Origin of the sequence: Paracoccus maritimus, from assembly GCF_025195095.1 — a bacterium.
In the GTDB taxonomy this organism is placed as follows: Bacteria; Pseudomonadota; Alphaproteobacteria; order Rhodobacterales; family Rhodobacteraceae; genus Paracoccus; species Paracoccus maritimus.
Genome location: NZ_JANAVZ010000003.1, coordinates 252033 through 272903, shown reverse-complemented (window position 1 = coordinate 272903; position 20871 = coordinate 252033). Strand labels below are relative to the sequence as shown.

Genomic DNA, 20871 nt, shown 5'->3' with positions numbered 1-20871 from the left:
GTTAAGCGACCATTGCCAGCTTGCGGAACGCACCGGCGCGCACGACACCAGCGCCGACACGGCGGCGGGCATGGTAGCGCATCAGGCCGTTGATGCGGACGCTGTAGGGGTCCGCGAACACGTCCAGTGCCAGCCGGTCATAGATGCGGTAGCCGCGTTTGAAGTCACCGAAGATGATCGGTTCCGCGTCCGCTTCAATGTCCGGCATGTCCACGGCCTCGACCACCGGGCGGCCCAGAATGGTCTCGGGCTGGCCTGCCTGATAGCTAGGCTGCCACAGATAGTTGCCGTGGCCGTCTTTCAGCGTGCGGATGGTGGCGAGGGTCTGGCCGTTCATGACCCACGTCCCGGCGTTCCGGTAGGTGGCGGGCAAGGCATACATCAGCGCAATCAGCGCGTCCGGGTCCAGATCGGCGGCATGGCCGTTGCCATGGGCGGCAATATCGGCGTCCTGCATGAAGCCTGAGGGTTCCAGTGCAAGGCTGCCGTTCACGAACGCCAGCGCCTCTTTCTGGCCGAAGTCCTCGGCCAGCGCCAGATTGACCTCGGACAGCACGTTGGCCGAATCCTCGGCCAGTTGCAGCGACAGATCGACATAGGTCGCGATTTCCTTGGTCGCGATCTCTGCCTGATCGAAGGTCGGTTCGCTGGCCGTGCGTGCGCCGGTCTCGCCGACCCAAGCAGCGTTCGTGATGCCGGTGCGGTGGGGCAGGATGATGTTCGCCGTGGTCGTGCTGCGCACATCGGCAATGGCACGGACGGGCGAGAATTCCACCAGGTTGCGGATGAATTCGGCGCTGACCTCTTCGGGGGCCAGAACGTGGTTCGCGGTGTCGCTGGCCGTGGTCAGGGCCTTGGCCTCGGCGCTGCCGGTGCGCAGGTATTCCACGAAGTTCTTGCGCTCGGTCTCGCCCTGCACGATGGCGGGTGCGCCGGGCCGGTTGCTCTTGGCTTCCAGCTTGTCGAGGCGCGACAGAACCGCGTCCAGTTTCTTCTGATCGAAAACCGGCGCATCGTTGGCCGGGGTCTGGGCTTTGGTTTCCGTGGTGGCCGCTTGGGCCTGCTCGTCATGTTCCAAGGTAAACTCCTTACTCGATACGGGAACAGCAGATTTCAGGGTGCGGACAGTCGCGCCCGGATTACATGGCGTCTTGACGACGCTGATTTCGCGAAGCGACAGGGCCGTGATCTGACGACCTTTTGTGTGGCGTTGCGCGGTTTTCGTGATGAAGCCGATGGACAACCCGCCGATCTCGCCGGAGCGGATCAGGTCGGCGACCTCGCGGGCGCGGGGAACGTCATCCAGCAGCAAACGGCCTTTGACGCTCAGACCCTCGGCGGTTTCGGTGATCTCGGACCAAACGCCGATAGTGTGGCCGCTGTCATGTTCCGCCAGCATCGGCAGGGATGCGGGCCGGTCGAAAGCGCCGGGCGTGATGCTATCGCCGACCAGATCGACAGAACCGAACGGCCACGCGAGGCCGGAAATCTCGCCGGTTTCGGCGATCTGTAGGGCGGTCTTGACCTCGATGCGTTCCAGATCGTCAGTCATCTTTCTGCACCTCATCTGTGCCCATCCAGCGGGCCGTGATCACGTCCAGCGCCACCGGCAGCACCTCGGAAATGGGCCGGTTGCGGGCGTAGGTTTCGACCAGTCGGAAAGCCTCTTGCGGATCGGTGCCCGCGCCGATCAGGCCAAGCCGGATAATCTCGGTCAGATCGTTCAGCCGGAAATCCGAACGGGTGAGGCGGGCGAACAGCGTTCCGATCCCGGTGCCGATCTGGCGTTCCAGTTCGGCGATCATCGGATCGGACAGCAGAAACTCGCGCTCCCGATCCCCGAAGAAAGCGCGGTGCGTGATGGTCATTGCTCATTGTCCTGAGGCTTCGCCGGTGCCGTCGCGCCGGTGCTAATATAGGGGTTGTCGAGTTTGTCGCCCTCGGCCATTGGCGGCAGGTTCAGCCCGCCCCGGACCTCGTTCGCGGTCATCGCGCCCATGCTGCGATATTGGCCGTAGGCAGTCGCACGGCTGGCAAAGTCGGTAGTCAGCAGGTCGTCGGTGACGGCCTCGATATAGAACCGGGCGCGATCCTCGGGCGACAGCAGGCAGCGCGCATAGCCGGCCTGCCAGCGTTTCAGCCATGGCCGCAGGGTCATGGTCAGAAACTGCCGACCCATTTCCTCGGTATTGCTCCACGTCCCGCGCGACAATTCGAACAGCATCGTGGGCGGGATGCGGAAAGCGCGGGCGATCTCGCGCACCTGTTCCAGCCGGTTCTCCAGAAACTGCGCGTCGGTATGGGTGCCGCTGACTTGCTGGTAGTCCATGGCCTCGTCCAGAACGGCGGTGCCGCCGGCCTGCTTGCCGCCATGTGACGTGAACCAGCTTGCCGCGATCTTGGCGGCGGCGGCGGCGTCCAGCTTGGCCGGGTGCTTGATGATCCCCGAGGGACGCCCGCCATTGGAATAGAAGCCGGTAAGGTGCTGTTCGGCGGCGATGGCAAGGCCGATGGCCTCTTTCGCGAGGCTGATCGGGCTGACGCCGCCAAAGGCCGGGACATGCAGCATGTCGCTATAGGGCAGGATGGCCTCGCCGCCGCCTTGCAGCCGGACCTTGTAGCGCGGTTCGCCGCCATCCTCGGTGTCGAGGGTCACGGCGGCTGGCGCGATCCGGTGCAGCTCCATCGGCTTGCCTTCGCCATTGCGCACCACCTGGGCGAAGCCGTGGCCGTGCATCAGCGCGTCCAGCGTCAGCGCCTCGCGCAGTTCCTCGGCGCTGGTCCAATCGTTCGCGTCGTCATGGATCAGACCATAGGCCGGATGGTCCTTGGCGGTCTCGCGGCTGGCGCGGTCATAGAGCTTGACCGGCAGCGCCCCGCAGGTCTCGGAAATCAGCCCGACCGCACAGGCGACAGCAGGAACACGCATTGCCGTGCTGGCGCTGACGGTCACGCCGCTGGCGACAGGCTGAATATCGAAAATCCCCAGCAGCCGGTCATCGGGCTGGGCGAGGGATTTCTGTTCGACGGGTTCACCTTGGCCGAACGCTCGGCCAAGGCGTGACAGGATGGACAACGGAAGCACTCGCTACAAACTACGGTATCATATTACCGCAGTTTCTCGCATTGCGCAACCTGAATATGAAGGGCCGGTTAGGTCAGGTCATAGTCGGGCAGGGCGTCGATCACGCGGGCCTTTGCGATCAGGGTAACGTCGCCGTAGCCATCGGATGCGGTGCGCCCCGCATGGCCTTGAGTCGCATCCACGACCCGGATGTCTGCCCCCATGTCGCGCGCTTGAGTCTTGAAGCGATGCCGCCAAGCGTAGTTCGGCAAAACGCTAGGCGGAACTAGACCGGCGTCTTGCAGCCATGTCCCGACGGTGTTTGTCATGCGCACGGCCTTCGCCGAGAACTTTTCGGGATCTGTCCCCGTATGGAACAGCGGGCCGGGCTTCGCGGCTTTGACGAACTCAACAAAGCCTTCCGCGACAATCTGACGATGGACTGGAACGTCGCGATAGTCACCGACCTTTACGCTTCCGGCGTCAGGTGTGATACGGATCACCCACCGTTCACCCTCCTGGCGCACATCCTCTTTTCTTAGCTGGGTGATCTCCGACACGCGGGCACCTGAGAACGCGCAAATGATCGGAACCCATCGCTTTGCGGCAACAGTCTTCGCTGTCTCGCGGATGCGACCGAATTTGTCGGCCTTCGGCTTATATGACCGGGAGACCTTCAAGACCTCTACCGCCTCGGCATCAGTATAGCCCGACTCGCGCGCGCGCTGTTTCTTCGGCTTTGGCTGCTTCACCATAGAAGCCGGGTTTCCCGGTAGGCGATCATTCTCATACGCCCATTTGAACAGAGACCGGACGGCGGATAGATACATATCGCTGACGGTTTTTGCTGACAGGTTCACAAGCAGCAGGTCGCGCCATTCGAGAAGGTCTTTTTTCGTGACGCGGGCAGCGTCGTTGTGCCCGAGGTGCTTCCGCAGGCTCTCCTGAACCGGCTGCATCCTTTTGCCTCCATCACGCATGAACCCCGCCTGAACGCGGGCCTTGATGTAGTCATTCCATAGCTTGGACAGGCTGACCGGATCAGGCGCGGCCTCTGGCGGCTGTGCATTGGCAATCATGGGGTGGGCGGGCTGCCCGGTAAAGTCTCCTTCATCGCGTTCAGCGGCTCTAGTGAGTGCTTCAAGTTCACCGGCCGCAACGGCTCGGGCGATGGTGCGCCATTCGTCGCTGCCCGATTCTGCCGTGTGGTTTCCCACATACCTAAACCGTTCGACCTGATCGCCGACAAGGGCGGCGAGGCGCGCATCGTCCAGCGTTCCTGCAATGGCCGCGCGAAGGTCAGCAACGTGCTGATCGTCAATCACCATGCTCGGCCATCGTGGATCGTTCCGCAGGGTGTCGTCGAAGGCGAGACGCTGCGCGTAGTGCCGGGCCGCGATCTGCTCGGGTGCAAGTGGGTATCGGCCGGGCTGGATCGGTCGAGAACCTGAGGCGGCAAGTTGATGCTCCGCGCGGGCAAGCTGATCTTGCAGGACCGCTACCGCGCCGGGCAAGTTCTTCATTGCGGTGCGACGATCAGGCCCGAGTGGGCTGCGCAGTTCGGTCTTTCCGACGATTCGACGTAGGTCTTTGGGCACAACTAGGCGTGCGAAGAATCGTCCATTCCGATTGAGTAGGTGTCGGGTTGCGCCAGCCATGCCACAGGTCCGTTTTGTAACGAATTTTGTAACATCAGAACGAACCAAGCCTAGGAAAACAAGGCATTTCTAGTGTGTGTTGAGGGGGGAATGGTGGGTGATAACGGATTTGAACCGCTGACATCTTCGATGTGAACGAAGCGCTCTACCGCTGAGCTAATCACCCGGTGGACGGGCTTTTAGCGGCAGCATGACAGCGATGCAAGGGCCAATCCGTTATTTTGCTGTTGCCGGTCCGACGGCGCCGACAGGCGTCGCAATCGCGGATTTGCGTCGCAGGCGCAGGGTGATCACGTCGCCCCCCCGAAGGTCCTTTTCAAGATTGACGCGCGCCCGTCCCAACGGCGGCACCGCAAGGGTATGACCAGCCGAAAGCGCCTCGCCCAACTGTTCCAAGGTTGCTTCGATGATTGGTCTGGCTTCTGATTTCCGGACGCCGGTGGCTGCGACGACTCGGTCAACGAAATCCTTTTTCTGCACCACCATCGCGGGTTGCGGTTCGCTGCGATGATCGCCGGACCGCATCTTGCGGCGATCTTGCTCCGCAGGATTGTCTGCCATGATTTCTCCCCCCAAGGTCTGGTGCTCGAACCCTTCAAAACTGAGGCTCAATTGACGTTACGTCAACATCTAAAGCGGCGCAACCGGATGAAACAAAAGGCCGAACCGGAGGATTTCCGGTTCGGCCCTAAATGTCAGAAGGTCACGTGGTGCGACACTTGGGTCAGTGCGCGACGGTGCTGCCCGTCGCCCCGCCGCCGTCGCGGGCAGCGATCCGGGCGGCTTCGGCGGCCGCCTCTTCGGCCGCCTCATCCCATTCGACAGGTTCCGGCATGCGCACAAGCGCATGTTTCAGAACTTCGCGCACGTTGCCGACCGGAATGATCTTCAAACCCGTCTTCACGTTGTCCGGGATCTCGACAAGATCCTTTTCGTTGTCGGCGGGGATGAGAACCGTCTTGATGCCGCCGCGCAGGGCCGCCAGCAGTTTCTCCTTGAGGCCGCCGATGGCCAGGACATTGCCGCGCAGGGTCACTTCGCCGGTCATGGCGACATCCTTTCGGACCGGGATGCCGGTCATCACCGACACGACGCTGGTCACCATCGCGATACCTGCGGACGGGCCGTCCTTGGGGGTTGCCCCTTCGGGAACGTGCACATGGATGTCGCGCTTGTCGAACTCGGGCGGCTTCACACCGATTTCGGGGGAAACAGACCGCACGAAGCTGGATGCCGCGTCGATCGATTCCTTCATCACGTCGCCCAGCTTGCCGGTCGTCTTCATCCGGCCCTTGCCCGGCAGGCGCAGCGCCTCGATCTGCAACAGGTCGCCCCCGACCGAGGTCCAGGCCAGACCGGTTACGACGCCAACCTGATCATCCTTCTCGGCCAGACCGTAACGGTGCCGGCGAACGCCCAGATATTCCTCGGCCTTCTCTGGTGTCACCTCGACCGACTTGACCTTGCCCTTCAAGATCTCGGTCACGGCCTTCCGGGCCAGCTTGGCGATCTCGCGCTCCAGCGACCGCACGCCCGCCTCGCGGGTGTAGTAGCGGATCACATGGGTCAGCGCGTCGTCGCTGATGCTGAATTCACCCTTCCGCAGGCCGTTGGCCTTGATCTGTTTTTCGACCAGATGCTGCTTTGCGATCTCGCGCTTTTCGTCCTCGGTGTAGCCCGACAGCGGGATGATCTCCATCCGGTCCAGCAGCGGTCCGGGCATGTTGTAGCTGTTTGCCGTGGTCACGAACATCACGTTCGACAGGTCGTATTCCACTTCCAGATAGTGGTCCACGAAAGTCGAGTTCTGTTCGGGGTCCAGTACCTCCAGCATCGCGCTGGCCGGATCGCCGCGAAAGTCCTGACCCATCTTGTCGATCTCATCCAGCAGGATAAGCGGATTGGTGGTCTTGGCCTTCTTCAGCGCCTGGATGATCTTGCCCGGCATCGAGCCGATATAGGTGCGCCGATGTCCGCGGATCTCGGATTCGTCGCGCACGCCGCCCAGGCTGATGCGGATAAATTCCCGACCCGTGGCCTTCGCGACCGAACGCCCCAGCGAGGTCTTGCCCACGCCCGGAGGGCCGACAAGGCACAGGATCGGGCCCTTCAGCTTCTGGCTGCGCGACTGCACGGCCAGGTATTCCACGATGCGTTCCTTGACCTTCTCAAGGCCGTAGTGATCGGCGTCCAGCACCTGTTCAGCGCGGCCCAGATCCTTCTTGGTGCGCGACTTCACGCCCCATGGCAGCGCCAGAAGCCAGTCCAGATAGTTGCGGCTGACCGTCGCCTCGGCCGACATCGGCGACATCGACTTCAGCTTCTTCAACTCGGATTCGGCCTTTTCGCGGGCTTCCTTGCTGAACTTGGTCTGTTCGATCTTTTCTTCCAGTTCGGCGATCTCGTTCTGATCCTCGCCGTCACCCAGTTCCTTCTGAATGGCCTTCATCTGCTCATTCAGATAGTACTCGCGCTGGGTCTTCTCCATCTGCGTCTTGACGCGGGACTTGATCTTCTTCTCGACCTGCAGGACCGACATTTCGCCCTGCATGTGGGAATAGACCTTTTCCAGCCGTTCCGAGATGTCCAGCGTGTCCAGCAGATCCTGTTTGCGGTCCAGATCGATGCCCATGTGGCCCGCGACAAGATCTGCCAGCTTGCCGGGTTCCTTCGCCTCGGACACGGCGCTGACGACTTCCTCGGGGATGTTCTTGCGAACCTTCACATACCGCTCGAATTCCTCGGCGACGGTACGGACAAGGGCGGTCACGGTCGCCTCGTCTCCGGTGGTTTCGGGCAGCGCCACGGCGGCGGCCTCGAAATGTTCGTCGTTGTCCACGAACCCGGTGATCTCGACGCGCTCCTGACCTTCGACCAGGACCTTCACCGTGCCGTCCGGCAGCTTCAGCAGTTGCAGCACATTGGCAAGTACACCGGTGCGATAGATCCCGTCCTCGGTGGGTTCATCCACCGACGCATCCATCTGTGCAGCCAGCAGAATCGGGCTGTCCGATTCCATCACCGTTTCCAGCGCGCGAACCGATTTGTCGCGCCCCACGAACAGCGGCACGATCATGTGCGGAAAGACCACGATGTCGCGCAAAGGCAGCACCGGATAGGTCTGAGAAGCGAATTCGTTCATGCTTTGCATTCCTTTCCTGCCCGAAGCCGTGGCCCCGTCATGGCGACGCACGGCCCCTGCATCGCGTCAATCTAAGGGGCCGTGCGGCGGCATTCAATATGACCCCGAGAATACCATATATTTCGTTGCCGCGCGCCGGAAACACCAATTGCTGCGGCGGGGCGAGGTCGAAGGGCGCGCTACCTGGGGATCACGATCTCGGCACGCAACCCGCCAAGGCGCCCGCCGCGGCCAAGCCGCAACTGGCCTCCATGCGCGCGCGCGACGTCGGCGGCGATGGCAAGGCCCAGGCCCGCACCTTGACCCCTGTTACGGGTTCGTGCCGGGTCCAGGCGTGTGAAGGGTCGCATCGCGGCATCCAGGTTGTCATCGGGAATCCCGGGTCCGTCGTCCTCGACGCCGACGCGCAGGCTGCGCGGCCCAAGCGTGGCGTCCAACTCAGCGCGCGTGCCATAGCGCACCGCATTGCCGATCAGGTTCTCCAGCGCGCGGCGCAGCATGTCCGGCCGGAACGTGGCCTCGCCGGCATCATCGCCCTCAAGCGACAAGACGGATACGTTCTGGCCGGCCCGTTGTGCATCCGAGACGACGCCACGCAGAAAATCCAATGCCGCGACCGTCTCGGGCGGACTGTCCTGCGCCTCGTCGCGGGCATAGTCCAGAAATGCGTCCACCATGCGGTTCATTTCCGCGATATCAGCCTCCATCGCGGATATCTCTTCGGCGTCCGGCGGCATGTCGGACGACATCATCGAAAGTCCCAGCCGCAGGCGGGTCAACGGCGTGCGCAGGTCATGGCTGATGCCCGACATCATCATCTTGCGCTGTTCGTTCTGTCTTTCCAGACGGTTCCGCATGTCCAGAAACGCGGTTCCGGCGCTGCGCACCTCGACCGCACCGCCGGGACGATAGGGCAGGATTCGGCCTTTCCCATATTCCTCGGCTGCATGGGCCAGGCGACGGATCGGGCGCAGCTGGTTCCGCAGAAAGACCGTGGCGATGCCGCTCATCAGCAGCGAGGTGAAGACCATCAGGACCAGCAACTGATGCGGGTTCGAGGCGCTGACACGTTTCCGGTCAAACGCTACCGAATAGGGGCCGAAACGCCCTTCCATCACCACGTCCACCCGCTTGTCGTCGGTCGCCAGATCAATCGACATGATCTGGGGCAGGGTGGCACGCAGTTCCTCGATCACGACACGTCCCGAAAAATCATAGAACAGACGTTTGTCGTTTTGCCCGGGCTGCGCCGGCATCTGCAGCGACAACTCCAACGGGGTCGCGACCGAACGCCCCGCCAGCAGCGCCAGCGCGGCATTGTCGGATTGCGTCATGCGCTGCGCGACGAATCCCAGCTCTCGCGCCATGCTGGATGTCATCTGCCGCGTCACGCCCTCGAAGTGGCGTTGCAGGAACATGATGCTGACCACCAGCGTCACCACGACGACGGGAAGAAACAGGATCAGTGCCGCGCGGCCATACAGCCCGCGTGGCAACAGCCATCTTGGAATTTGCGCTTCGCCGTTATTGGACATGGAAACACCGCCTGACGCGGGCTAGGCTAGCCGCATGAGCCCCCGGACGAAAGAGCCCCGCCGAATTCTGGCCCCCAACCCGTCCGCCCTGACCGGGGCGGGGACCAACAGCTTCCTGATCGGTCGCGACGACGTCGCCGTGATCGATCCCGGCCCCGACGACGACGCCCATCTGGGCGCCATCGTCGCTGCGGCGAAGGAAGGCGGCGGGCGGATCACCCATATCCTGGTGACGCATGCCCATCGTGACCACAGCGCCGGTGCGGCCCGGTTGGCCGCCATGACCGGCGCCCCGGTCATGGCGTTCGGCGATGCGGTGTCCGGTCGCTCGGCCGTGATGGAGCGACTGGCCGCGACCGGGATGGTGGCTGGCGGGGAAGGTCTGGATCTGGGCTTCCGGCCGGACATCCTGCTGCGCGACGAGGAAACGGTCGAAACCGAGGAGTGGCAGATCCGGGCACTGCATCTGCCGGGTCATTGCGGTGGCCATCTGTGCTTTCTGCTAGATGACACACTGTTTTGCGGGGACATCGTCATGGCTTGGTCCAGCACGCTGATATCGCCCCCGGACGGTGATCTGATCGACTATTTCCGGTCGCTTGAACGGATATCGGCGCTTGCCCCGGCGCGGTTGCTGCCGGCGCATGGCGATCCTGTCACCGCGCCGATTGATCGGATCGCGGAACTTGTCGCGCATCGTCAGGCCCGGACCGCGCAGATCCTGGCGGCCCTGCGCGAGAGACCCGGCAACGCCCAGGCATTGGCGCGGCGGATCTATGACGTTTCGCCCGGCCTGCTTCCCGCCGCGACCCGCAATGTCTTGTCCCATCTGCTGGCCCTGACGACACTTGGCGCTGTGAAAACGCATGGGGAAATCGCCGCCGAGACGACTTTCGAAGCATTGTGAAAAAAACGTCGCAAAGCCTCTGGACGCCCCCCGAACGCATTGCTATATCGCCCCCGTGTTCCGGCGTAGCTCAGCGGTAGAGCAGTTGACTGTTAATCAATTGGTCGTAGGTTCGATCCCTACCGCCGGAGCCAAGAAAATCAGTCGCTCAAGATGATTGTGGTGCTGCCTTGGGGGGCGGGCGATTAACGCGTTTAGCGGTAAATCGAACTTCAGGCGTCGTCGAATTCGCCGGGACCGTATGTCATCGCATAGTTGATCGTATCCGCCTTTGCGGCTCTTCGCTTTGGTGGTGACTTGGTCGTTCGTCTGGGTCGGGCCGTTCGTGGATCTCATACGCACGCTCAGAAACTTGGTCAGTGTTCGCCGGCTCGCGACCTGGCCCGTCCGGTCCCACCGGCAGATCGTCTGCCGGGTGGCCGCCCGCCGCAGACCAGTCGCGGAGAAAACATGTTTGTTCCAGCTTTTCCAGCCGATCCCTGCCCAGTGCGCGAAAAGGTGGTTCCCGCGACGATCAGAGGGATTTCCCTGATCCGCCCGAATTCGTTCCTCTGACGCGTGCCATACAGCGAACCGATCAATTTCCATGCGTAGCGTGACACAGGGCAGGCATGATGGCGACCCCGCCAGGACTTGAACCCGGAACCTAGCGCTTAGAAGGCGCTTGCTCTATCCAGTTGAGCTACGGGGCCGGGCCGTGTGCTTCGTCGCGACATTTCCGACCAGCGCCCTGCGCAAAACGGCGATAGCCGGATCGTGATGCGGGGCACCGACTGTCTAGCGATTCCATAATGGCTGCGCAATCTCACATGACGCATGTCTCAGCGACAATATGGCGAATCCCGGTGATCCGGTGCGTTTGCGGACCATCTGTTGCTGCGTCACATGCTCGCAGTCCGGCGCCGGTCAGGAATGCATCTTTCGGGGACCGCTTGCACCCTAGATCGCGATGCGCAACTGTCCTGCCGCGAGGAGAGATGACATGAACCTTCAGTCCCAGAACCCAAGCCCGGCAGCCGTGTCTGACGGGGTCTTCATCGACAACGAATGGCGCGCGTCGGCCAGCGGCGCGACCCTGGATGTTGTCGCCCCCGCGACAGGCGAGGTGTTCACGCGCATCGCGGCCGGAAATGCCGATGATATCGCGGCGGCAGTCGCGGCCGCACGGCGTGCACGCGAAGCCGATTGGGGCCAGATGACCGCGACCCAGCGCGGCCGCATCCTGACGCGCGCCGCGGAGATTGTGAACCGGTGCCACGACCAGCTTGCCGCGCTGGAGGCCCGTGACACCGGCAAGCCGCTGTCCCAGGCACAGGCTGATATCGCGGCGACGGCGCGCTATCTGGAATTCTACGGAGGTGCCGCGGACAAGCTGCATGGCGACACCATTCCGTTTCTGCCGGGGCATTTCGTCACCACCGAATATGTGCCGTTCGGGGTCACCGGGCATATCATCCCTTGGAATTATCCCGCCCAGATGTTCGGCCGCACGATTGCCGCATCGCTGGCGATGGGCAATGCCTGCGTGCTGAAACCGGCCGAGGACGCCTGTCTGACACCGCTGCGGTTATGCGAGATCCTGCGCGAGGCGGGTCTGCCTGCCGGGGCGCTGAATTGCGTGCCGGGTCGGGGCGATCAGGCCGGCGCGGCGCTTGCGGCGCATCCCGGCGTCGATTTTCTCAGCTTCACGGGCAGTCCCGAAATCGGTGCCGCCGTCCAGGTCGCGGCCGCGCAGAACCATGTCGGCTGCACGCTGGAACTGGGCGGGAAATCCCCTCAGATCCTGTTCGAGGACGCCGATCTGGACCGCGCCTTGCCGGTGGTCATGAAGGCGATCACCCAGAATGCCGGGCAGACCTGTTCCGCTGGGGCGCGGCTGCTGGTGCAGGAAAGCCTGCTGGCGACCGTGACACAGCGGCTGCGCGCCGAATTTCCTGGGCTTACCGCGGCAGATCCCGAAAGCGACCGCGATCTTGGCCCGTTGATCAATCCACGGCAGCTGGACCGGGTGCGGCGGTTCTGTGCGCAGGCGGACGCCGATGGCATACCGCTGATCGCCGAGGGCCGCATCGATCCGGGCGTGGCCACGGGCGGCAACTGGATCGCGCCGCGTGCCTATGGTCCCGTGCCGCGCGACCATCCGCTGGCGCGACAAGAGGTGTTCGGCCCGGTGCTGTCGGTCATGAGCTTCGCGGACGAGGCCGACGCCATCGCCTTGGCCAACGACACCGAGTACGGTCTGGTGGCGGGGGTCTGGTCACGCGATGGGTCCCGCGCGATCCGAGTCGCGCGCCAGATCCTGGTCGGGCAGGTCTTCGTCAATGCTTATGGCGCGGGCGGCGGTATCGAGCTGCCCTTCGGCGGCATGAAGAAATCCGGCCATGGTCGCGAAAAGGGCTTCGACGCGCTGTATGAATTCGCGGCGACCCGCACCATGGTGATCCGACACGATTGACGCTTGTCACGCATCTTCTGTTTCCAAGTACCTTGGGTGTCCGGGGGGGCAGTGCCCCCGGCCATCGCCGCTTTTGGCGGCCAACATCCCCAATTGCCGCAGACCGGCACGCTAGCCGGCGATGATCTCGAACGCCTCGACATCCACCATGCCCCGGTCGGTGATCTTCAGTGCCGGGATCACCGGCAGCGCCAGGAATGCAAGCTGCAGGAAAGGCTCTTCCAACTCGACGCCCAGGGTCTTCGCGGCATCGCGCAATTGCGCGAGACTGTCGCGCACCGTCTCGAAGGGCTCAAGGCTCATCAGCCCTGCCACCGGCAGCGCCAGTTCGGCCAGGATCCGGCCGCCGTCGGTGACCACGAAGCCGCCCTCGATCTGGGACAGGCGGTTGGCCGCCAGCGCCATGTCGTCGTAATCTGCACCGACCACGGCGATATTGTGGTGGTCGTGACAGACCGTTCCGGCGATCGCGCCGCGTTTCATGCCAAAGCCGCGAACGAAGCCTGTAGCGATATTGCCGTTCCGCCCATGTCGTTCGATCACCGCGATGCGAAGCAGATCGCGGCCGGGGTCAGGGCGCTTGTCGCCATCCTGTGGCGCGATCTCCTCGTTCAGATGCTGCGTGATGATCTTGCCTTCCGTGATCCCGATGACCGGCGTTCGCGTGGTATTGCCGGTGTAGCGGAAATCGCCGGCCGCCACCCGCGGTGCCTTGACCGAGCCGCGCCCGACCGGAGAAATGGTTTCGCGTCCGGCGAAGGCGGTGTCATCGACCACGCGACCGCCGCACAAAACCAGCGAGGCATTGCAGGCTTCCAGACTGTCCAGCGCCACGATGTCGGCACGCATGCCCGGTGCGATCAGACCGCGATCCTTCAGTCCGAACGCTTCGGCCGCCGACAGCGAGGCCGCCCGATAAACGGCCAGCGGCGGCGTGCCCATCGCGATCAGCGTGCGGATCATGTAGTCCAGATGCCCGTGTTCGCCGATGTCCAACGGGTTCCGGTCATCCGTGCACAGGCACATATAGGGCGCGGTCCGTTCGGTCAGCACCGGCTGCAGTGCCTGCAGGTCCTTGCTGACCGACCCTTCGCGGATCAGGACCCGCATCCCCTTTCGCAGCTTTTCCAGCGCTTCTTCTGCGGTCGTCGCCTCGTGTTCGGTCCGGATGCCCGCAGCGACATAGGCGTTAAGATCGCGTCCGGACAATTGCGGGCAATGCCCGTCGATATGGCCACCGGCGAACAGCCGCAGCTTGGCCATCGCCGCAGGGTCGCGATGGATCACGCCGGGATAGTTCATGAACTCGGCCAGCCCGATTCCCGACGGATGGTTCATCATGGCCTGCAGGTCGTCCGCCTCGATGCGCGCGCCCGAAGTCTCCATTTCGGTCGATGGCACGCAGGATGACAGCTGCACGCGAAGATCCATCAGCAGATGTCGGGACGCGTCCTGAAAATAACGAATGCCGTCCAGACCGATCACATTCGCGATCTCGTGCGGATCGCAGATCGCCGTCGTGATCCCGCGCGGCGTCACGCATCGGTCGAATTCGAACGGGGTGACAAGGCTGCTTTCGACATGCAGATGCGTGTCGATGAAGCCGGGCACAAGCACCTGTCCGGTGACGTCGATCACGCTGTCACCGTCATAATCGCCGATGCCCGCGATCCGGTCGCCGCAGATCGCCACGTCGCCTTCCAGCATCTCGCCGGTGATCAGGTCGAAGACCCGGCCTCCGCGCAGGATCAGGTCGGCGGGTTCGTCGCCGCGTGCTTGCGCGATGCGTGTTTCCAGATCGTCCATCGTGGCCTCCGTCGTCGTGATGGCGACCACAGAACCCGATCGGGGCGGCGGCGTCCAGATGCGCCGCCGCTTGGATCAGTCGCGCAGGCCCGCGCCTTCGATCCTGGTGGCGTCAGTCATCTGCCCGCCCGTGACCAGCACTTCGCGAGGGGTCGGGTGGCTGATGAAGTTCACCGGGCTGGACGTCGGCCCATAGGCGCCGCTGGCATGGATCGCGATCAGGTCGCCTTCCTCGACGCGGGGCAGCACGACATTCGTGCCCAGTTTGTCGATCGAGGTGCAGAGCGGCCCGGAAATGTCGATCTTTTCCTCGCCCTCACCACCGCCGACGCGGTGGATCACATAATTGCGGCGCAGCACCATGCCGAAATGGCCCGAGGCTGCCAGATGGCCGTTCATGCCGCCGTCGCAGATGGCGATCCGCGCGCCGCGCGAATCCTTGGTCGAGGTGACGCGCGTGACGAAATACCCTGCCGGTCCGACCAGGTAGCGTCCCAGTTCCAGAACCAGTTCGGTGTCCGAAAAGCGTGGTTCCGCCTTCAGCGCATCCAGCTCCGGCGCGGCGGCGGCCGCGACTTCATCCAGGTTCAGCGCCTGATCGCCAGGGTGATAGGGGATGCCAAGGCCGGATCCGAATATCAGTCGGTCGGGCCGCAGATCATGCGCGGCGCACAGATCGCGGAAAATACCAATGAAGATGCCCCAATTTTCGACGATGGCTGCTGGTTTCAGGCATTGCGTGCCCGAGTAGATATGCAGTCCCGCGACGCGCAGGTTGGGCAGCGCGATGATCTCGGCCAGTGCCGCCTCGGCCTCCTCGATGTCGATGCCGAAGGGGCTGGGCCGGCCCGCCATCTGGTCACCGAAACCCTTCGGCACGCGGTCGGGCGCGATGCGGATTACGACATCCTGCCGGCGGCCCGCCTCGGCCGCGATGCGGTCGGCCAGACGCGCCTCGCGCAGCGATTCGACAACCAGTTCGCCCAGTCCGGCCTGGATCACCGTTCGCAGTTCGATCTCGCGCTTGGCGGGGCCGGTAAAGCTGGCGCGTTCCGCCTCCCAGCCGGCCGATTGCGCCAGCAGGAATTCCCCGCCCGATGACACGTCGATGAACGGCACGCGACTGCGCAGCCACGACAGCAGCGCCGGGTTCGGGTTGCATTTCATCGCGTAGGACAGCCGGAACCAGCGTCCGAACGCGGATTCCAGCGCGGAGATGCGGTCCTCGACAAGATCCGTCAGATAGACATAGGACGGCGTGCCGAAACGGTCGGCAGCGTCTGTCAGGATGCGGTCGATGTCGGGTTCAGGCCTGGTCACGCGCGTAGTCCACGATCCGTTTGCAGGTATCGAAATTCTCCAGCGTCACGTCGGCGGGCCGCACCTCGATTTCGGCCTTTTCCTCGACGAAGCCGATGATGTTCATCATAGCGACGGAATCGAGCACCCCGGTCGAGAACAGTTCCGTTTCGGCATCGATGTCGTCCTCGACATTCAGCTCATCGCGGATGAAGCGGATCAGGTCTTCGGCGGTCATGCTCATGTGGCGTCCTTCTTGTGGGCCGCTTTCGTCGCGGCAATGATATTGGGGCGGTCCAGCTTGCCGCTGGCGGTTCGCGGCATTGCACCCTGCCATGCGTGAATATGGCGCGGAACCATGTAATGCGCCATGGCCCGGCGGCAGTGCGTCAGCAACGCGGGCGTATCGGCATCGCCGATCAGGCAGGCGGCGACATGCACGACCTGTCCGGCATCATCATCGTCCACACCGAACGCCACGACATCGGTGACGATGCCGGATTGAGACAGGATATCCTCGACCTCGGTCGGCGACAGGCGAAAGCCCTGGGTCTTGATCATGTCGTCCATGCGGCTGACGAACCACAGATCGCCGTCATCGTCCACGCGCACCAGATCGCCTGAACAGACGACCGGCGCGTCGCCCAGGTGATCGCGCAGTTCAGGCAGCACGCGGATCTTTTCGGCGGTCAGTTCCGGGCGTTCCCAATAGCCAAGGCTGACCAGCGGGCCGCCATGGACCAGTTCGCCCTGTTCGCCGGGTCCGGCGATGCCTTCACCGTGCTTGACGACAAAGATCTGCGCATTGGGGATGCCTCGCCCGATCGAGCCCATCTTGGCCGCGAATTTCGCGGGGGGCAGGAAGGTGGACCGGAATGCCTCGGTCAGACCATACATCAGGTAGATGTCTACGCCGGGAAAGACCTGCGGCATCATCTGCAGGATGTTCGGGGGGATCTTGCCGCCGGTATTCGTGACGCGCCGCAGGTCGGGCAAGGCCGTGCCGCTGTCTGCCAGATAACGCACCACCTGATTCCACAAAGGCGGCACACCGGCGATGGTCGTCGCCTGGTGATCGGCCGCCATGCGCACCACCTCGGACGGCATCGAGACGGGCTGGTGGATGACCGTCGCGCCCATCAGGAACGCATCGGTCAGCTGGTTCAGCCCGGCATCGAAGCTGTAGGGCAGGACCGACAGCAACCGGTCGTCCTGCGCCAGTTCCAGATATTCGCTGACCGAGATGGCGCCCATTCGGATGTTGCGATGGCTCAGCATCACGCCCTTGGGTTTGCCGGTCGATCCAGAAGTATAAATGATCGCGGCAAGATCGCCGGCGTCGGGCACATGTTCGATGGCGGCACTGGGCGAGACGGCCTCCCACAGGGTCGCACTGTCGGGCAGGGCGGCCACGCGGCCCTGGACCAGAAGATGCTCCAGCGACAGGGGCAGCGGATCGGAGGCCAGGCCCTTCAGCACATTGGCGCCCAGAATCGCGGCACGCGCCCGGCAGTCATGGGCGACATAGGAAAGCTGCGCAGGCGTCCACTGATGATTGACGTTGACCACGACGGCGCCGATCTTCCACGCGCCGAACATCGCGGTCACCTCGTCGATGCCCTTGCGCAGATGGACGATCACCCGGTCGCCCGGCTGAATGCCCTTGGCCGCCAGCCAGCCCGCGACCAGATCGGCCTCGTCCATCACCTGCGCATAGGTCGCCTGCCGCTTGGCGTCGATCAGCGCCACCTTGTCCGCGTGCTGCGGCAGGTTGTCGGCCAGAAGCCGCCACATCGATGCATCGCCTGTCGCGTTCACGCCCCGCCTTCCTTTTTCTTGGCCGCGAAGATCGGCAGCTTCGGAAAGATGCGGGCGGGCGATCCGATCACGATGCTGTCGTCGGGGACATTGGTGCTGACCGCGGTGTTCGCGCCGATATTCACGCGGTTTCCGATCTTGATGCGTCCCAGAACTGTCGAATTGACGCCGATGAACACATCATCCCCGATCACCGGCGCGCCGCCGCGCATGTTGGTGCCTATGGTGACGTTGTGCATGACACCGAAGCGATCGCCGATGACGACGTCGGGATGGATGGACAGCGAGCCTTCGGCGTGGATGATATGAAATTCGTCACCGATCCTGACGGTGGGGGGAATCCAGACCTTGGTGATGTTCAGGATCAGGATGCACAGCAGACCGTACAGCTTGTTCGCGAACCATCGCCCGACGCGGGTTTCACGCTGCAATGCCCATCGGCCATAGCGATAGATTGCCAGCGACACGAAGGCAGGATCACTGATCCTGCGGCCATGTCTTTCATAATCCTTGCGAATTTCGCCCCACACTGATCGAACACTCCGAACCGAGAAAACAAGTGGAGGGTGAACATCCTCCTGACCGCACTGCCCCCGCGGGCGCCGCAAAAATGAACGGCAAGCCGTGTCATTTCAAGCGCATATTGGATCGATTGCAGCCAAATTGTCCAAAACTACAGGATGAGGTCCAGCGTCCGGCGCAGATCGTCCCATGCGATGTGGAATGAACCCGCGTGTCCGGCGCCCACGATCATCGCGAAACGCTGCTGCCAGCGGTCGCTCAGAAGCTTCATCGCGGTGGTCGCGCGGTCGGCGGGCTGCAGCGTCAGCAACGTGCCGCCCGGCGGCATGACCGCCATGCCGTGATTCAACTGGCTTCCCTCGACCCCGGCGACGATCCGGGTCGCGCCACAGGCGTCCAGCAGTTCGTCCACCGTGTGATCTTCGGGAAACATGATCCGGAAACCGTACTGCGCCTGAAGTTTCTCGGCCAGTTCATCCTCGTTTTCCAGCACCCGCGCATCTCCGCTGCGCCCGCGATACAGGAACACGCCCGGGTTCGGCGCAGGATCGCGCCCGGCCAGCAGCCTGTCGCGCATGTCCTGCGCCCGCGCAAGGCGGCCCGAGTTGTTGTGGTGGTCGTCGAACAGGATCAGTTCGTCGAAGTGAACGTCCTCGACCCGCGCTGGCGACATCGACAGCAATTCCTCGTAGCGTGGAACGTGACCGCCGCGCGGCGATGTCGAGGTGACGGGATCACCGGCGGTCTCGGCCAGCCTGTAGGACAAACAGTCATCCAGCAGCCAGTTGCCGAACCAGCGATTGCCCACCCACGTCTCGTAGATCGCGCCCGAGATGCTGTGGCGCGGCCTGCGATGCGCCAGCGGCGACCGACGGCGCCGGCGCAGATGCAGTTCCGCTTTGCCAGCGTAAAGCACGCCATCCACGAAATCCACGTCGCGCAGACGATAGGCCATCGTCGCGGGGACGTGTTCGCAAGGATCGCCATGCAGCGACATCAGGACGTCGCGCAGCGGGGCGAATTCCGTGCGGGTGATGCGTTCGGCCTGACCCGGCAGGCAGATCGCGGGCGGCACCTCGCGGATCTCGGCAGGGCTGATTTCCCAGCGCTCGATGGCAAGATCGGTCAGGTCGGCTGGACCAAATCCTGCGATCCGGCGCAGCTTGTTGGTCAGCGGGCGCAGGTCCTGAAGATGCATGGGGTGATCGCTCCGTCTGAAGGTTCATGAAGCGCGCCGACATTATAGGCGAAAATCGTCTTCCTGAAAACCCGGCGATCAGCGGCGCGCGGCGGCTGGCGAGGACCTTCAGCGACTTTCGTCGATCATGGAGCGTGCGGCATCGCCTTCAGCAGACGGATCAATTTCGACGCGATGACCTGATGATCGTTCAGCGACGGATGCCAGTGACAGGCGGTCCGTGCCAGTTCGGGAAGAACCAGCAGGTCGGCAGCATCGCCATCGGCGACGAATTCGTCGAGAGCCTGTCTGTGTGCGGCGATCAGATCGTCGCCGTATTCGCCGAATGCCAACAGCACGATGCGCGCCGAGGGTGAATCGGCGCGCCGGTCGCGCATGAATTGCAGCAGCGCGTCGGCAAATCGGTCGCGCTGTTGCTGCAGTTCCCTGCGGCTCTGATCCGGTTCCGGTCGTTCGGCGAAGTCGTTCGATCCCAGCCCGATCACCACGACATCGGCCGCGCGTTCCGGCGCGGATGGTGCGTCGGGCTGCGATGGCAGGGCGCGGTCGTACAACTGCGCCATCGCCGGATCGGAACCGCCGCCCAGATTGCGCACCAGCCCGATCCCCGACGCGGCGATGACGCGATAATCCGCACCCAGCGCCCGTGCCGTCATCGGCCCGTAGGCCTGCGAGGTATCGGTTGCCAGATATTGCTGTTCCGACGTGCAGTCGCGTCCCGGCGCCGTGTTGCCGTAGCCGACGGTGTCGGAATCGCCCACGAACTCGATCAGCGGAATGGCTGCCGGCGGGGGCAGGGCGGTACCTGCAGCGGGCAGGAAGAAGCCCTCGAAGCGGCCGATCTCGGACCGCTCGCTCAGTTTTTCGATGCGGATCTGGTGCGGGCCGTCGGAAAGCCCTTCGATCCGCAGCATTCCGGCACCCGGCCTGGTCAGCACGATCGGGGCGTCGTCCAGCGTGACGCGATACCTGTTGGCGGCATCGTCAAGCGCAACCGCGACGCTGTGGCCCGAAAACCGGGCAGAGGCGTGAAACGCCGGCCACTGGTGTTCATATCCACGCGCCTCGCCGCTGGCGCGGCCGGTGATGCGTGCATCCAGATATGTCATGTCGGGTGTCGGCTGCGCGTCGGGGATGAACTGCGCGGAGATGCCGGCCGGCGCGGCGACCACGGGAACCGGGCCGTCCGCCGGACGCGGCGGTTGCGCGGCCAACAGCCCAAAGGCCAGAAGACCGGCCGAGGCCAGCGCGGGCAGCATCGCCCAGACAGTTTTGACGGACATCCGTCCCCCGCGATTCCAGCCTGATTCGCCGCGATCATATCGCTGGAATGGCGCGGGGCAACGACCATCGCTGTGCCTTGCACAAATCGACAGGTCGTGATTGCTTTCGGCCAAGCAGGAACGCCGAGCCGCAGCAGGATGATGGCCGTTGGCGCGGCGATATCGGCGCAGTGCCGCAGGAGAC

The 20871-nt window shown here is 63.6% G+C and carries 16 protein-coding genes and 3 tRNA genes; 3 read left to right on the top strand and 16 right to left on the bottom strand.

Annotation, left to right across the window (positions count from 1 at the left end; all coding sequences use genetic code 11):
* Position 1 precedes the first annotated feature (1 nt).
* From MU516_RS07025 to MU516_RS06990, 8 genes are all read right to left on the bottom strand, one after another.
* A complete protein-coding gene (locus tag MU516_RS07025) occupies positions 2-1552 on the bottom strand; it encodes a phage major capsid protein (RefSeq protein ID WP_260276507.1) in 1551 nt (516 codons plus the stop codon).
* Complete coding sequence (locus MU516_RS07020) at positions 1545-1868, bottom strand: gene transfer agent family protein (protein ID WP_260276506.1); 324 nt, start codon at positions 1866-1868, stop codon at positions 1545-1547. Before MU516_RS07020 ends, MU516_RS07025 begins: the two co-directional genes overlap by 8 nt.
* The gene (locus MU516_RS07015; protein WP_260276505.1) at positions 1865-3076 is read right to left on the bottom strand and encodes a phage portal protein; all 1212 of its coding nucleotides are present in this window, start codon (positions 3074-3076) and stop codon (positions 1865-1867) included. Before MU516_RS07015 ends, MU516_RS07020 begins: the two co-directional genes overlap by 4 nt.
* A gap of 77 nt (positions 3077-3153) precedes the next feature.
* The gene (locus MU516_RS07010) at positions 3154-4722 is read right to left on the bottom strand and encodes a site-specific integrase (RefSeq protein WP_260276504.1); all 1569 of its coding nucleotides are present in this window, start codon (positions 4720-4722) and stop codon (positions 3154-3156) included.
* A gap of 91 nt (positions 4723-4813) precedes the next feature.
* Positions 4814-4888: transfer RNA gene (locus tag MU516_RS07005), tRNA-Val, on the bottom strand.
* Between the two features lie 50 nt (positions 4889-4938).
* Entirely contained in the window at positions 4939-5283 is a 345-nt protein-coding gene (locus tag MU516_RS07000; RefSeq protein WP_260276503.1) for an HU family DNA-binding protein, read from the bottom strand.
* A 163-nt stretch (positions 5284-5446) separates the two neighbouring features.
* On the bottom strand, positions 5447-7864 hold the full coding sequence (gene lon / locus MU516_RS06995) for an endopeptidase La (protein ID WP_260276502.1): 2418 nt from the start codon (positions 7862-7864) through the stop codon (positions 5447-5449).
* 179 nt (positions 7865-8043) lie between these two features.
* Positions 8044-9399, bottom strand: a complete 1356-nt coding sequence (locus MU516_RS06990; protein WP_260276501.1) for an ATP-binding protein — start codon at positions 9397-9399, stop codon at positions 8044-8046.
* 34 nt (positions 9400-9433) lie between these two features.
* On the opposite strand from MU516_RS06990, the gene MU516_RS06985 reads away from it, so the two are divergent.
* Positions 9434-10306: an MBL fold metallo-hydrolase gene (locus tag MU516_RS06985; RefSeq protein ID WP_260276500.1), complete on the top strand. Its 873-nt coding sequence runs from the start codon at positions 9434-9436 to the stop codon at positions 10304-10306.
* 59 nt (positions 10307-10365) lie between these two features.
* Positions 10366-10440, top strand: a tRNA-Asn gene (locus MU516_RS06980).
* Between the two features lie 481 nt (positions 10441-10921).
* On the opposite strand, the gene MU516_RS06975 is transcribed toward MU516_RS06980, so the two are convergent.
* Positions 10922-10998, bottom strand: a tRNA-Arg gene (locus MU516_RS06975).
* 290 nt (positions 10999-11288) lie between these two features.
* Here MU516_RS06975 and MU516_RS06970 point away from each other — a divergent pair.
* Positions 11289-12761: an aldehyde dehydrogenase family protein gene (locus MU516_RS06970; protein WP_260276499.1), complete on the top strand. Its 1473-nt coding sequence runs from the start codon at positions 11289-11291 to the stop codon at positions 12759-12761.
* Between the two features lie 111 nt (positions 12762-12872).
* On the opposite strand, the gene ade is transcribed toward MU516_RS06970, so the two are convergent.
* The 7 genes from ade to MU516_RS06935 form a co-directional block, all read right to left on the bottom strand.
* Positions 12873-14567, bottom strand: coding sequence for an adenine deaminase (gene ade / locus MU516_RS06965; RefSeq protein WP_260276498.1), 1695 nt, complete (start codon positions 14565-14567; stop codon positions 12873-12875).
* Between the two features lie 75 nt (positions 14568-14642).
* Positions 14643-15887: a type III PLP-dependent enzyme domain-containing protein gene (locus MU516_RS06960; protein WP_260276497.1), complete on the bottom strand. Its 1245-nt coding sequence runs from the start codon at positions 15885-15887 to the stop codon at positions 14643-14645.
* Positions 15874-16110 carry an acyl carrier protein gene (locus MU516_RS06955; RefSeq protein ID WP_260276496.1) on the bottom strand — a complete coding sequence of 79 codons (237 nt, stop codon included), beginning with the start codon at positions 16108-16110 and terminating at the stop codon, positions 15874-15876. The genes MU516_RS06960 and MU516_RS06955 overlap by 14 nt, the downstream gene beginning before the upstream one ends.
* Complete coding sequence (locus MU516_RS06950) at positions 16107-17684, bottom strand: AMP-binding protein (protein WP_260276495.1); 1578 nt, start codon at positions 17682-17684, stop codon at positions 16107-16109. The genes MU516_RS06955 and MU516_RS06950 overlap by 4 nt, the downstream gene beginning before the upstream one ends.
* On the bottom strand, positions 17681-18214 hold the full coding sequence (locus tag MU516_RS06945) for a serine acetyltransferase (protein WP_260276494.1): 534 nt from the start codon (positions 18212-18214) through the stop codon (positions 17681-17683). Before MU516_RS06945 ends, MU516_RS06950 begins: the two co-directional genes overlap by 4 nt.
* Before the next feature lie 143 nt (positions 18215-18357).
* Positions 18358-19404, bottom strand: a complete 1047-nt coding sequence (locus MU516_RS06940; RefSeq protein WP_260276493.1) for a glycosyltransferase family 61 protein — start codon at positions 19402-19404, stop codon at positions 18358-18360.
* Positions 19405-19529: 125 nt separating this feature from the next.
* Positions 19530-20687, bottom strand: coding sequence for an SGNH/GDSL hydrolase family protein (locus MU516_RS06935; RefSeq protein ID WP_260276492.1), 1158 nt, complete (start codon positions 20685-20687; stop codon positions 19530-19532).
* Positions 20688-20871: the final 184 nt, after the last annotated feature.